This is a genomic window from Hymenobacter bucti (assembly GCF_042681145.1).
GTDB lineage: Bacteria > Bacteroidota > Bacteroidia > Cytophagales > Hymenobacteraceae > Hymenobacter > Hymenobacter bucti.
Genome location: NZ_JBHUFD010000003.1, coordinates 137,761 through 151,471, shown reverse-complemented (window position 1 = coordinate 151,471; position 13,711 = coordinate 137,761). Strand labels below are relative to the sequence as shown.

Genomic DNA, 13,711 nt, shown 5'->3' with positions numbered 1-13,711 from the left:
ATGCCCCAGCCCCTCACCCCCACCGATTTGCCGCACCTGCGGCACTGCCTGGCCCTGGCCGCCGAAGCCCTGCAAGCGGGCGACGAGCCCTTCGGCTCCATCCTGGTCGATGCGGACGGCCAGGTGCTGGCCCAGGCCCGCAACGAGGTCAACGCCCGCAACGCCCTGGCCCACCCCGAGCTGGCGCTGGCGCAGTGGGCCGCTGCCCACCTAGCCCCCGCCGCCCGCGTCACCACCACGCTGTACACCAGCGGCGAGCACTGCCCCATGTGCGCCGCCGCCCACGGCTGGGTGGGCCTGGGTAAAATCGTGTACCTCAGCTCGGGCGAGCAGCTAACCCAGTGGCTTCAGGAGCTGGGGGTGCCGCCCTCGCCCGTGCAGCTGGTACCCGTGCAAACTATCGTGCCCGGTATTGAGGTGGTGGGGCCAGCTGATGGCGAGCTATTGCAGGCTATTAAGGACTTGCAGGTGGCTTATCATACCGCGCCGCCTGGTGTCTAAATTAAAATATCAGGAGTTACTCTCCAAGCAAAACGGGATGCTTGCTGGCCGAATATTTTAGTTGAGGTGGCTGACAATTTTAGTAACCTAAGCGAGCCAACACTTCATTATTACCCCGCTAGCTCGCCTAGGTACACCTCCAGCATCGGGTAGCCGCCCGGCCCAATCTTAGCGCGGTCGCTGGCGTCCTTGGGGTTGAGTTTATGAGCCGTTTCCCAAGCGTCGGGCATGCCGTCGTGGTCGGTGTCGGCGGGAGCGGGTGCTTCTTTTAGCGCGGGCCAGGCTTTTTGCACGGTGCCGTAGGGCGTGCCGTGGGGGTAGCCGCCCGGCGCGTCGATGAGGCGGCCGGTGCGCAGGCGCACCTCGCGCACCAGGCGCTGGTCGAGGGTGTCGCGGGCGGGGCGGGTGGCGCCGGCACCGGCCAGCACCAGCGGGTAGGCTTCCTGGGCGGGTTGGGTAGTTACGGGCCCTAGGTCGAAGGGCGCGGCGGCCTGGGCTAGGGTGGTGTCGGCGCGGGTGCCGCCGTTCATGTCCACGCCGCGCCAGTTGTGGCGGGTTATTTCGGCGCTGGCTTCCTGGTAGTTGCCGGTGAGGTAAAACTTGCCATAGGGCAAGGGGTTGGCGCCTTTGTCGAGCTTGTAGGGATTCAGCAGGCGCTGACGCACGGCGGGCTTGGTGCTGGGGCCGGGCTTGTAGTAGTTGTTGACAATGTTGTAGTTGCCACCCTCGCCGGCGTACACGTTGTTTTCGCCCCAGTCGTAGATGACGTTGTTGCGAAAGTCGCAGTTTTCGAAGCCTGCCGCGTGGGTGTAGCGGCTGCCGTTGAAGCGCGGCGTGCGGCTGTTGCAGTGCACAAACAGGTTGTGGTGCATACTGGCGTGCTGGCCGCCCCAGATGCCGCCGTAGCCGTGGCGCTCGTAGTCGGTGTCGCCCTTCTCGAAGTGGTAGGAGTAGTTGAGCGGCGGCCCGATGAGGTTCCACTGCAAGGTGGTGCTGTCGCCCTCGTACACCGAAAAGCACTCGTCGGTGCTCCAGCTCATCGAGCAGTGGTCGATGACGAGCCGATTGTTGCGCATCCCGCCGAAGGCATCGTCGCCGCCCGCGCCGTCTACCATGCCCTGGTTCTGGTTTTTATCGCCCATCCGAAAGCGCAGGAAGCGGACGATAATATTGTCAGCCTTCACCTGCACCGGGTAGTCGGCCAGGCAGATGCCGCCGCCGGGTGCCGTTTGGCCCGCGATGGTGGTATTGGCCCGGTTAAACGTGAGCGGCGACAGCAAATGAATGGTGCCCGCCACCCGAAACACGATGGTGCGGGCCGGCGCCTTGGCGGCACTCAGCTGCACGGCGTAGCGCAGGCTGCCAGGCAGGTTATCGTCGCGCAGGTTGGTGACTTCCAGCACGGTAGTGGGCACCGCCGCCGTGCCGCGCCCGCCGGTGGTGAAGCGCCCGGCGCCCTCGGCGCCCGCAAAGGCGAGCAGCGGCACCAGCGCCACGGGCGCCGGGCGCCCGGCCCAGCCCGCCAAAAGGGTAGCCACAAACAACGCGGAGCGCAGGCCTAGGTCAGTAAACATCAAGAAAAAGCGTAGGGTGGGAAATGGAAGCCGCCCGGTGGGGCGGCCCGCAAAGATGCCCGCTCAACCGGGCGGCCCGTGCCCTAGGGGACGCTTTCTTTTGCGCAATCGTTGTCGGCAACGTTGCCGGGCGCTGGCGGGCCGGGCCGGCACCGGGGCCACCCTAGGAGCAGGCGAGGCCTGAGCTGAAGTCTTACGCTAGCTGTTTGCTGGCCCAGGCGCCTGCCCCCACCCCAAAGCGCCCTACCCCCGGCGCGGGCGCAAGGCCAGGTAGTCGAGGTAATACAGCACTTTGATGGACACGTTGTTATTGTGCGGCGTGTTGGCGGTGTTGGCCAGGTTGTCGAAGTAGAGCGGCGTGGCCTCATTGCCGAGCAGGTACGACGAGGTGGCGTCTTTCCACACCAAGCTCACCTGCGAGCCGGGCGCAAACCACCAGACCAGGGCCGCGTCCACGTTGAAGGCGCTGAAGCTGTTGTCGTGGCTGCGGGTGTAGGTGGGCAGCGCCTCCTCGGTGCCGCCGGGGCGCAGGCGCGCAAAATCGTGGTAGCGCACCGCGCTCACGTAGTGCCGCACGCGGGTAGTCAGCGAGAGCCGGTTGGTGAAGGTGTAGTTGGCGTTCAACGTATTAGTGAACGTGGATACGTTGCGGCGACCTAGGAGCACGTCGCTGCCGAAAGTGGCCAGCAGCGGCTGGTCAAGCGGGTTATTCGCATCCAGCCCGTCGTTGACGTAGCCTATCTGGTTTACCTTGAGGCTATAATCGAAGGTGTAGCGGAAATTGAGCTTGTCATTGACGCGGTAGCGCGGGCTGAGGGTGAGGCCGTAGCCCGCCCGGCGCGGGCGGCCCTCAATACGCTCATCAAGAGCGTAGTAGCGCACGCCGGCGTTCACATCGTAGGCCAGCTTCTTACGGTAGTCGCTCGATATAAAAGACCCTAGGTTAGCGCTGGTGGGCACCCGCACGTAGTACTGGCCCAGCGGGAAGGTGCGCGGCTCGTAGTAGTCGTGCTTGGCGATATCCAGGTTCACGTTGCCGCCGATAGTGAGAAAGCTCCTGGTGAAGGTGGTGTTGGCGCTGCCGTACAGGCCGGCATCCTGGTACATCGTGGGCTTGAACAGCAGCGAGTGGTAGGCGCCCAGGCTGGTAGAGAGGTTGTTGACCTTGCCAAACTGCTCGTACTTGTTGTAGTTGACGGTGGCCGACTGCGAGATGTTGTTGTTGCCAAACAGGATACCTAGGTCGTTGGGATTGTAGCTATCCGACTCGATGCCCTGGTCCACGTTCCAGGTCCAGTTACCCGATATTTTGCCGTAGTTGAGGTAGTACTTGTAGCCGTTCTGGTCGTCGATGGGCCGCTCCGAGTTCAGCACCGTGCCGCGGCGCCGCGAGTAGTTGAGCTGGCCGTTGAGGGCGTACTGGTTGCGCTTGTCGGCAAATTTGAAGAGGCCGGCCGTCACGTTGGCGTCGTAGGTGCTGCCGAAGTGCGTGACGTTGGTGTTGATGAGCGAGACGTAGCTGTTGTGCGGCAAGCTCTGGTCGAGCACCACGATGTTGTAGTTGGTGAGCGGCTGGGTCAGCACATTGCGCCGCTGCTCGCCGGTCGAGTCCTGCACCACGGCGTAGGTGGCGGCCGACACGGCGTTGAACACGCCCACGCCCAGGCCCTTGCTGGTGCGGCCCGATACCTTGGTGGCGTTGAGCAGGCGCGTCACGCCGGGGTTTTGGTACACGGCTTCGCCCTTGCCTAGGTTGCCCGCCGCGTCATTAAAACCCAGCGGCTGGGCGCCCACCCGGCGCGAGTAAAAGAGCCCGCCCTTGTTAAACAGCTCGGTGCCTTCGGTGAAGAACGGCCGGTTTTCCTGGTACTGCACCTCGAAGGGCGACAGGTTGAGCACCTGGTTGTCGCTGATGGTCTGGCCAAAGTCCGGGATGAGAATGGCGTCGAGCGTAAAGCTTTCGTTGATGCCCCACTTGATATCGGCGCCGGCGTTGAAGCTGGTGCTCATGTTGCGCTTGCCCTGCTCGTTGTAGGGGTAGTGGTTCACATAGCTGCTCACGTAGGGCGTGAGGGAGAGGCGCAGCGGCGGGTGCAGGTTTTCGAGGCCCGTGAGCTCGCCCCACTGGTTGACGAAGCCATCGACGGCGGGCTTCACCTCGTTCCAGAAAAACTGCTGGTTGTCCTTTTTGCGCTGCCGAAAAAACTGCACGCCCCAGGTTTGCACCGGCGCCTGGGCAAAGCGGATGGCCGAGTACGGAATGCGCATTTCCACGGCCCAGCCCTTGCCATCGGGCAGCGGGGCCACGTGGCTGTCCCACACGGCGTTCCAGGCGTCGTCCTCGCCGTTGGCCGGCGAAATGCGCTGGTCTACCTGCACGCCCGTGCTCAGCACAAAGAAGGAGTAGCCGTTGAGGTGGTCGCGGTAGGGGTCGAGGTAGAGGGCAAAGAAATCGGTGTTGCCGATGTCGTCGCGCCGGGTCAACTCACGCCGGATGCTGTCGGGGCTGGCCTCCACCATCCGGGCGCTCACGTACAGCGCCACATCGTCGTAGAGCACGCGCACCTCAGTGGGCAGGCGCTCCTTGGGGCCGGGGTGCGGCCGAAACTGCGTGAACTGGCTGGTAACCGGGGCCGTGGCCCAGGCCGCATCATCGAGCACGCCATCGAGCTTGATGGGGGCGGCCGTGCGCTGGGCAGCCAGCTGGCGGCGCGCCACGGGGGCCGCCGCCGCTTTAGCGGCAGGTGCTGATTGGGCGGCTACCGAGCCAGCCAGACCTAGGCACAGCAAGCTTAGCAGCCAGCGCGACAATGCCCGCTGGGTAAGCGAAAACAACATGATGGGTGGGTAAAATAACGGGTGTAGCAGGGCGATAGACGCACGCGAAAGCTGAACCGTTGTTTGGCGCTGCATATTTATTTTAATCGGGCATGTGTACCGTGGGCCCTGCGGGTCCGCGCGGGGGTAGTACTGACGCGACTCCCGCGCGGACCCGCAAGGCCCACGGTACACCTAGGCTACTTCTGCTTGCGGAAAAACACGTCGCCGCTCACCGAGTGCAGCGTCACCAGGGGGCCGCCGCTGCCTAGGTTGCCGTGCAGCTCGTAGCCCACGTAGGTGCGGTCTTTGAGGTTGCTGAAGGTCACGGCCGGGTCGGCGTACACCTCGCCCGAAATGGTTTTCAGGCTGAGGTCGGCGCCCTGGGTAGCGGGCCAGCTCACGTCCACGTCGCCGCTCACGCTGGTGGCGTCCACGGGGCTGCGGCCCAGGTTGCTCAGCTTCACGTCGCCGCTCACGGTGCGCAGGGTGAGGGGGCCGGTGAGGTCGGTCGAAAGCACGTCGCCGCTGATGGTTTTGGCCGTCACGGCGCCGTTGAGGCCACTCAGGTCGAGGTCGCCGCTGATAGTATTGAGCCGCAGGGCGGTGCCGGCGGGCACGGTCACTTCGTAGTCAATCTTGGCGCAGTAGCTGTAATTGCCGCCCTTTTGGCGGTTGAGGGTGGGCCGCAGGCCGCCCGTTTTTTCCGAGCGCTTGTAGCCCACGTTGAGGCCGTGCGAGCCGTTGTTGCGGCTGCCACCGTCGCAGTCGCCGGTAAAGTTGGTTTGGCGCAATTGCTCCTCATCGAGCTTCTCGACCACGCTCAACTCCGCGCCGGTGGTTTGCAGCCCTAGGCTGTATAAGTCGTTTTGCTGATTGTCATTGATAACTACGCTGGCGCGCACGCTGAGGCTGGCACCGGCCCGCACCCGGATGTTGTGGGCAAATTTCAAATCCAGAAACACGCCCTGGCCGGGGGCCAGCGTAGCAGTTTGCGTAACCAGGCGCTGGGCCAGGGCCGGGCGCAGGCCGGCGAGCAGCAGGCCGGCAACGAGTAAAAAACGGTTCATCGGGGAGAGGTGAGAAGGTGAGGAGGTGATTAGGCAAAGTGTCGTACCTCCTCGCAAGGACAACGACGCTCATACCCTGGATAAAACCTTGTCTTACTTAGTTTTGCGCACGAAGATGTCGCCGCTTATCGTCTTGAGCGAGAAGGTGGTGCCGCCGCCGTTGGCGCGGCCCTCCACCGTTTGGCCGCCCACGTGCTGCAAGCCGTTGCCGCCGCCCAGGTTCAGGTCGAAGTCGGTGTAGATTTCGCCCGAAATCGAGCGCATCGACAGGCTGATGCGCGAGGGGGCGGGCAGGCTCACGTCCACGTCGCCGCTCACCGACGACACGGCGCTGGGCTGGGTGGGCGCCACGTTGAACTTGATTTGAATGTCGCCGCTGATGGTGTTGGCTACCACCGGGCCGCTCACGTTCAGCAGCCGCAGGTCGCCCGATTTCAGGCTCACCTCGATGCGGCCCGCGATATCGCGCATCGTCAGGTCATCCGAGCCGCCCCAGCTATCGGCAAAGGCCACGTCGGTTTGGCGCGGGATGCGCACGGTGTAGCGCCCGTCGTCGCTGTGCGAGGTGCGCGCAATGCGGATGGTGTTGGCGCCGGCCGGCGTCACGGCCAGCCCGAGGCGGGTGTTGTCGGTACCCGAGCTGTACACCGGGCGCAGGCCCATGGCCGAGGAGGGCGGCGCCTCGAAGTGCCCCGAGCCCCGGATAACGAGCTCGTCGCCGTCGTAGCCCTCCACCGTCACGTCGCTGCCGCGCATGTCGAGCACCACCTTGCGGTTGGTTGGGCTGTTAAATTTCTGCTTGAATTCCTGGGCGCGGAGCTGCGCTGGCAGGGCCAGCACCAGGGCCAGCCCGAGGAGAAGTTGCACACTATTTTTCATGATACGAAGAAGGCGGAAGGGTATAAGCGCAGCCGGTTCAGCGGAGTGGCACTCCGCTCCCACCGCGGCTGGCCGGGCGGTGGGTTGGCGAGGGGCAGCGTGCCACGCCGCCCTCTGGGGGTAACTCGTTAAATCAGTTGACCTAGGCCACTTTCGGCCTGCTGGCGCACGGCGGGCAGCGCCTGGGGCTGCCGGGCCAGCTCCTCAAGCTCGGGCACGGCGCGCTTTTCGCGCAGCGTCACGAGGGCTTCAATGAGGGTAATCTGCACGTTGGGGTCGGTTTGCAACGGCAGGGCTTCCACCAAGGCCGGGCCCACGCGCGGGTCGCTGCGCAGGCGCACCAGGGCTTCGCAAGCGGCCAGCCGCACGTTGGGGTTGGGGTCGGTGTCAAGCGTATGGATGAGCGTGAGCACGACCGGGTCGTTGGGTTCGACCACGGCAGCCGGGGCCTGGCTCACCAGCTGCAAGCGCTGGCTGGCCGTGGCCGGCTGCTGCCGCGCGGCGGCCAGCCGCATCGAGAGCGTGGGCGCTGGCGGCGGCGCTACTGCGGCCATCGGCGCCGCCGGCTGGCCGCCGCGCAGCAGCAGGCCCAGCACCGCGCCAATGGCCACCAGCGCCACGCTGGCCGCGATGCGGAGCCAGTTGCTAGTGCTGAGCGGCTGGTGCTTAGTGCTCAGCGGACCATTATTAATTGCTAATTGCTCATTGCTCATTGACTTCCGGCCGCCGCGCTGGGCACTCAGGCCGCTGGGCGAAGCCGTGGCCAGCTTCGCCTTTTCTTCCTCCAGCATGGCCAGAAAATTATCGCGCAGCGCCAGCGGCGGCACTTCGGCCGGCAGCGCATCTAGGTCGCTGAAGAGCATGCGCAGCTCGGCCAGCTCGGCCTGGCAAGCGGGGCAGGCCGGCAGGTGCGCGGCCAGGTGGGCGGCCTCGGGCGGCAGCGGCTGGCCATCGGCCAGCTCGGGCAGCCAGGGCCGCAGCTCGGCGCAAGCTGGGTTAGGATGAGCAGGATTAATAGCGGAGGACATCTTGAGTAGTGGTTAATTGTTAGTTATTAACTAGTAGCGCTTTAACAATGCCTATTACTTGATAGCTAAAATTCAGCTTAGGTAAATTTTGCGCAGCGCATCCAGCGCCCGGTGGGCTTTAACTCGGGCCGCGCCGGCGGTGCAGCCGAGCTGCTCGCCGATTTCGGCGTAGTCGAAGCCCTGGAAGCGGTGCAGCACCAGCACTTCGCGCTGGGCGGCGGGCAGCAGGGCCAGGGCTTCGTGCAGGGCCTGCTGCTGGTCGTGGTGGGCGCGCTGGGCCTGGGCGGCGCGGCCGTGGGCGGCGGTTTTTTCTACTTCTTCCAGGTCGGCGCTGGGGCGCTGGCGCTGGTAGTGGTCGGCCCACACGTGGCGGGCTAGTTGGTAGACCCAGGCCCGGAAGGGCTGGCCCGGCTGGTAGCTGGCGCGGTAGCGCAGCACCCGCATAAATACGTTCTGGGTCAGGTCTTGGGCTACTTCCCGGTCGCCGTTGGCGAGCCGGGCCAGGAAGCCAAACAACGGGCCCTGGTAGCGCTCAAACAGCCCGGTGAGGCAGTCGAGCTCGTCGGCCCGCACCCGTTCCATGAGGGCTTCATCGCTGAATTGGGTAGCGGTGGCGACTGGCATACGGGCGGCAAATTGGTCGGAGGAATCAGGTTTTGAAGGGAGTACCGGCAGCGTGTCCATTCGTTACAGCGAGCTAAGAGATTTACGTGAAAAATGTGGGCGCCCTCCCCCACCGGGCACAAAAAAGCGGGCTAGCTACCTGTTTATCAGATAACCAGCCCGCTTTTGGGCCCGGTGGGCAGATGCTTAGTTTTCGTCGACCGTGATGCTGAAGTTCGATTTGCTACCCTTGATTTTGGTCGTGGGCAGGTTCAGCAGCTGGCGGTATTTCGCCACTTGGTCGGGCGTGAGGGCCTCACCGTTCACGCGCCCGCTCTGGTCGCTGAGGTTAAACGAGAAGTGCTTGTCGTCCTTGATTAAGCCATCCTGGCGCAGCGCCTCGCGCAGCTTAATCGTGTTGGGCACCGGGGGCGCGGGCGGGGCCTGCGGCACTTGCGGCACACTGGGTACCGAGGGCACGCTCGGCACCGGCGGCACACTAGGTACCCGGGGCACGCGGGGTGCACGCGGGGCCCTAGGTGGCGCGGGGGGCGCCGGCATCCGCGTTAGCGGCTGGCGGGCGCCGGTGCGCTCCAGGGCGCGCAGCTCGGCGGCATCGGCCGCGATGCGGGCGCGCAGCTCGGCGCGGCGGGCGGCTAGCTCGGCGCGGTCGTTGGCGTGGTCAGCTAGCTCGGCGTCGCGGTCGGCGCGGGCGGCATCGCGGTCGGCCTGGGCGGCGTCGCGGTCAGCTTGCTCGGCGGCCCGGTCGGCCTGCTCAGCGGTCCGGTCAGCTTTACCAGTTAAGGAAAGCAACTGCAACTGGCGATGGGCTTTCTGTAGGCGCCGCTGACCCTCGCGCAGGCGCTGCTGTCCTTCCTGCATGCGGCGCTGCGCATCCGGCCAGTTTTGCGGGTTGTAGGCCAGGCCATTCAGATTGAGCCGAATCTCTTCTAGCGGCTGAACTGTAAGCTCCTCCAACGACTTACCCTGAGCTTTCAGCCGCTCCAGCTGGCGCTCCATTTCCTGGCGCTGCGCGGTGGTCAGGTCCTTATTGTTCAAGGCGTCGGCCAGGCCAAACTGCGCCATTTCATTGGCTCTATCCGGCGACATATTGAAGCTGTACGTGCGGCTGACAGGGCCAGCCAGTCTTCCTGCCCGCCCGATTATTACGGGGCGCTCCGAGCGTTCCAGCCGCTCTCCGCGGGCCTGGACATCGGGCACGCGCACCACCTCTACGGTGCGTACTTTTTCCTTTTTGTTGCGCTTGCTTTTTTTACCAGGGGCATCCGTTTCCACGGGCTCACCGTTCACGAGCAGGTTCACGATGCGGCCTTTTTTGTCTTTCTCAATAACGACGGTGCTGGCGCGGTCGCGGCGCGGCGGGCGGCCTTGCAGCGTGGTCGAGAGGCGCACTTGCGGCTCCACCACCACATCGGGCGCACTCATTGCCACTGCGCGCACCTCGCGGCGCTCCGTATCAACAATAGTTTCGGTGGTCACCCGTGGTTTCCGAGCCGTGTCAGCTGGCGCGATGGCTTGCTTACCAGTGGTCACTAAGGCTTTTACTATCTTGTGGCCGGCCGGGGCGGCCAGCGCCACGCCGGTACTCAGGCCGGCAATGCCCACCACGCCCAGCAGCACGGCCAACAGGCCTTCGCCCAGCGTGGGCGCCTGGGGCCGACCCAGGGCCAGCCGCCGCACCCGCGCCAGCAACGAGCCGCGCCCGCCAGTGCCGGCCGCCGCCAGCGCCAGGTGCGGCGCGGCGGGGGTTACTTCTAGCTCGGCTAGGGCGGCCAGGGCGCGCGCCACCCGCAGGCGGTCGCCGCCGCAGAGGGCCGCGGCCTGGTCGTCGCAGCAGTTTTCGCGCTCGGCCCGCAGGCAGCCCGCCATAAACCACACCGCCGGGTGGTAAAAAAACAGCACCTCGGCCACCGCCAGCCCTAGGTTGAGCAAGTAGTCGCGCCGCACAATGTGCGCCAGCTCATGCGCCAGCAGCGCCTCCAGCAGGGCCGGGCTCAGGCCCGCCACCGCGCCCAGCGGCAGCAAGATGGCCGGCCGCAAATGCCCCAGCACCAGCGGCCCCGCCACGCGGGCCGACTCGAGCAGCGCCACCGGCTGCCGCACGCCGGCGCGCCGGGCTAGCTCGGCCAGCCGCCGCTGCCACTCGGCGCCCAGGGCCTGGGTACCGGCCCGGCGCAGCCGGTTGGCGTACACCAGGCCGCCGGCTAGCCGGCCGCTCATCAGCAGCAGGCCCAGCAGCCAGGCGCCCACCACCAGCGGCAGGTAGGGCTCCAGCTTGCCGGCATTGGCTTGCAGCCAAGCCAGCGGGGCCAGCGAGGTAGCCGCGGCAGCGGCGGGCGTGGCTACGCTGGCTGCGGCGGCCGCATGAGCACCTAGGGCGGCACCACCTGCTACCGGGCTGATGGCTACCCACTGGGCCGGCGATGGCTGGGCTTGGTAATAGAAGCTAAACGTTAGCCCCACGGCCAGCACCAGCGTCGCCAGCGCGCCCGCCGCTACGGCGTAGCGCACCTCGGCCCGGTGCCGGCGCAGCAGCGGCAGCACGCCCGCCAGCAGCACGGCCAGCGTGCCACCCTGCCACAGCGAGTGCAGCAGCGCGTAACCAACGCCCCGCACCAGCGCGGGCGACAATACTTCTCTAAGCACCTGGGGCGTTGTCATCGGCTTTGGGGGTTGAAGGGTTAGCGTTCTGAATCTCAATATCATTGAGCAGGCGCCGAATCTGGGCTAGCTCGTCGGGCGAGGTGCGGCGGTGGCCCAGGGCCTGCATCACCAGCTTCAGGGCCGAGCCGCCGAAGGTGGCCTCCACGAAGCGGTCGAGCAGCAGCCCCTGGGTATCCTGCTCGCGCACCGCCGCCCGGTAGATGTGGCTGCGGCCCTCGTCGTCGCGCTGCACGAGGCCTTTCTCCAGCATCAACTGCATGATTTTGAGCGTAGTGGTGTAGCCCACCTCGCGGTTTTGACTCAGCTGCTCGTTCACGAGGCGTACGGTGGCGGGGCCGTGCTGCCAGAGCACCTGCAATATTTCCAGCTCGGAGTCGGTAGGTTTGGGGGGCGCTTTAGCCATAGGTCAGCCGAAAAAGGTTTCATACGAAGGGTTTCGTAGACCAAAGATTGTACGACAGGTTTCGTAGATGCAAATACAAACTACGAATTATATCGTATATTGATTTAACTAGCTGTTATTCAGCTAAATTATTTTTAACTGCGCCTTCCATCCATAGGACTCACTGGGCTAGGCCTTGCGGCTCAGCGTCACCCGCGCGCGGTGGCAGATGCCGCCCAGGGGCGGGTTGAACTTCGAGATGCTAACCTGCCCCCGCTTTATCTGCGGAAACTCGTGCATGATGCGGTCCAGGATGCGGTGCGCCAGGTGCTCGAGCAGGCGGGCGGGCAGCTGCATTTCGGCCAGCACGAGGCGGTAGAGCACTTCGTAGTTGACGGTTTCAGCCAGCTTGTCAGACGCGCCCGCGGCGTGCAGGTCGGTTTTGAGGTGCAGGTCGACGCCGTACTTGTTCCCGATTTTCTGCTCTTCGTCGTAGTAGCCGTGGAAGGCGAAGAATTCCATTCCTTCGAGTGCGATTTGGCCCATGAGGTGAATTGGTGAATGAGTGAGGTGGTAAGTTATTTGAAGTCGTCTGTCATTGCGAGCGCAGCGAAGCAATCGCACCAGCGCAGCACCCGAACGGCTCGTCCTGATGCGATTACTTCGCTGCGCTCGCAAGGACAACCTTTTCCGGACGAGTGAAGAATTACCCTAGGCTCGCCTAGCAGCTCGCCAGGGCAAAAGTGCGGCGCAAATACTCCCTAAGGCCGTACTACCGGTTTGGCGGCTAACTTGACCCGCTCAACTCACCCTAGTTCATGGAACCCACTCCCCAAGCTACCCACCACCGCTGGGCCGACATGCCCGTTGACCAGCTTTCCGATACCATTGGCCGCCGCCTCATCACGGGCCAGGACATGATGCTGGCCCACGTGTACCTCAAAAAAGGCGCGCTGGTGCCGCGGCACCAGCATATTAATGAACAGATTACTTACATTTTGGAGGGCGCGCTGCGTTTCCACCTAGGTGATGACGCGGGCGAAGAAATTATCGTGCGGGCCGGCGAAGTGCTCTGCATCCCGTCCAACGTGTGGCACCAGGCTGAAGCGCTCGAAGACACCCTCGACGTGGACGTGTTCAGCCCGCCGCGCCAGGACTGGCTCGATGGCAGCGACGCCTACCTCCGTCAGAAATAAGCCCTTACTATGGACCTAGGAATAAAAGGAAAGGTTGCCCTCGTGGCCGCCGCCAGCAAAGGCCTGGGCCGGGCCGTGGCCAATGAGCTGGCTGCCGAAGGCGCGTCGCTGGTGCTGTGCGCCCGCAGCAACGACACGCTCCAGCAAACGGCCGCCGCCATCGAGGCGGCGCACGGCGTGCCGGTGCTGGCCGTGGTAGCCGACCTCTCGACCCTGGCCGGCGTGGCTCGCGTGACGGAAGCGGCGCTAGCCCGCTTCGGGCAGGTCGATATTCTGGTGACCAATGCCGGCGGGCCACCCGCGGGCACCTTCGAGCAGCACGGCCCCGAGGCCTGGGACGCCGCCACCAAGCTGCTGCTAACCAGCGTAATCGAGCTGACCCGCGCCGTGCTGCCCGGCATGAAGGCGCGCGGCTGGGGCCGCATCCTCAACATCACGTCCATTGCCGTGAAGCAGCCCGTGGCGGGCCTCATGCTCTCGAATAGTTTGCGCGCCGCCGTCACGGGCTTTGCCCGCACGCTGGCCACGGAGGTCGCACCGTTCGGCATCACGGTCAATAACATCTTGCCCGGCTACACCCGCACCGACCGCGTGGAGCACCTGGCCCAGGCCACGGCCGACCGCGAAGGCATCTCCACCGACGAAGCCACCACCCGCTGGACCAAGGAAATTCCGATGCAGCGCCTGGGCGAGCCCGCCGAGTTTGCGGCGCTGGCGGCGTTTCTATGCTCGGCCCGCGCCAGCTACATCACGGCCAGCTCCGTCCCGGTAGATGGCGGCTGGATAAAGGCGCTGCTGTAGGTTTTCGCGTGTGCTAACGTGGCGCCTCACCCCTAGCCCCTCTCCGAAAAGGAGAGGGGGACTAGATACTAACTTTAGCCTAGCCGTTGATTAGTTGTGCAACAAGTAGGCTGACCTAGTAACTAAGGCTAGCATCTAGTTCCCCTCTCCTTTTCGGAGAGGGGCTAGGGGTGAG

The 13,711-nt window shown here is 64.9% G+C and carries 12 protein-coding genes; 3 read left to right on the top strand and 9 right to left on the bottom strand.

Annotated elements, in window-relative coordinates:
• The gene (locus ACFSDX_RS08320) at positions 1 to 501 is read left to right on the top strand and encodes a nucleoside deaminase (RefSeq protein WP_382312848.1); all 501 of its coding nucleotides are present in this window, start codon (positions 1 to 3) and stop codon (positions 499 to 501) included.
• A 110-nt stretch (positions 502 to 611) separates the two neighbouring features.
• Here ACFSDX_RS08320 and ACFSDX_RS08315 read toward each other — a convergent pair whose 3' ends face one another.
• From ACFSDX_RS08315 to folB, 9 genes are all read right to left on the bottom strand, one after another.
• Positions 612 to 2,075 carry a pectate lyase family protein gene (locus ACFSDX_RS08315; protein ID WP_382312847.1) on the bottom strand — a complete coding sequence of 488 codons (1,464 nt, stop codon included), beginning with the start codon at positions 2,073 to 2,075 and terminating at the stop codon, positions 612 to 614.
• A 243-nt stretch (positions 2,076 to 2,318) separates the two neighbouring features.
• Positions 2,319 to 4,913 carry a DUF5916 domain-containing protein gene (locus ACFSDX_RS08310; protein WP_382312846.1) on the bottom strand — a complete coding sequence of 865 codons (2,595 nt, stop codon included), beginning with the start codon at positions 4,911 to 4,913 and terminating at the stop codon, positions 2,319 to 2,321.
• 179 nt (positions 4,914 to 5,092) lie between these two features.
• Positions 5,093 to 5,962, bottom strand: coding sequence for a DUF4097 family beta strand repeat-containing protein (locus ACFSDX_RS08305; protein WP_382312845.1), 870 nt, complete (start codon positions 5,960 to 5,962; stop codon positions 5,093 to 5,095).
• 93 nt (positions 5,963 to 6,055) lie between these two features.
• The gene (locus ACFSDX_RS08300) at positions 6,056 to 6,841 is read right to left on the bottom strand and encodes a DUF4097 family beta strand repeat-containing protein (RefSeq protein WP_382312844.1); all 786 of its coding nucleotides are present in this window, start codon (positions 6,839 to 6,841) and stop codon (positions 6,056 to 6,058) included.
• 128 nt (positions 6,842 to 6,969) lie between these two features.
• Positions 6,970 to 7,869: a HEAT repeat domain-containing protein gene (locus ACFSDX_RS08295; protein ID WP_382312843.1), complete on the bottom strand. Its 900-nt coding sequence runs from the start codon at positions 7,867 to 7,869 to the stop codon at positions 6,970 to 6,972.
• Between the two features lie 72 nt (positions 7,870 to 7,941).
• The gene (locus ACFSDX_RS08290) at positions 7,942 to 8,493 is read right to left on the bottom strand and encodes an RNA polymerase sigma factor (protein ID WP_382312842.1); all 552 of its coding nucleotides are present in this window, start codon (positions 8,491 to 8,493) and stop codon (positions 7,942 to 7,944) included.
• 186 nt (positions 8,494 to 8,679) lie between these two features.
• Positions 8,680 to 11,154 (bottom strand): M56 family metallopeptidase, encoded by a 2,475-nt coding sequence (locus ACFSDX_RS08285; protein ID WP_382312841.1) that lies wholly within the window; start codon positions 11,152 to 11,154, stop codon positions 8,680 to 8,682.
• A complete protein-coding gene (locus tag ACFSDX_RS08280) occupies positions 11,132 to 11,560 on the bottom strand; it encodes a BlaI/MecI/CopY family transcriptional regulator (RefSeq protein ID WP_382312840.1) in 429 nt (142 codons plus the stop codon). Before ACFSDX_RS08280 ends, ACFSDX_RS08285 begins: the two co-directional genes overlap by 23 nt.
• Positions 11,561 to 11,728: 168 nt before the next feature.
• Positions 11,729 to 12,085 carry a dihydroneopterin aldolase gene (gene folB, locus ACFSDX_RS08275; protein ID WP_382312839.1) on the bottom strand — a complete coding sequence of 119 codons (357 nt, stop codon included), beginning with the start codon at positions 12,083 to 12,085 and terminating at the stop codon, positions 11,729 to 11,731.
• 272 nt (positions 12,086 to 12,357) lie between these two features.
• Between folB and ACFSDX_RS08270 the strand changes: the two genes are divergently transcribed.
• Entirely contained in the window at positions 12,358 to 12,735 is a 378-nt protein-coding gene (locus ACFSDX_RS08270; protein WP_382312838.1) for a cupin domain-containing protein, read from the top strand.
• A 9-nt stretch (positions 12,736 to 12,744) separates the two neighbouring features.
• On the top strand, positions 12,745 to 13,536 hold the full coding sequence (locus tag ACFSDX_RS08265) for an SDR family oxidoreductase (protein ID WP_382312836.1): 792 nt from the start codon (positions 12,745 to 12,747) through the stop codon (positions 13,534 to 13,536).
• Positions 13,537 to 13,711 lie beyond the last annotated feature (175 nt).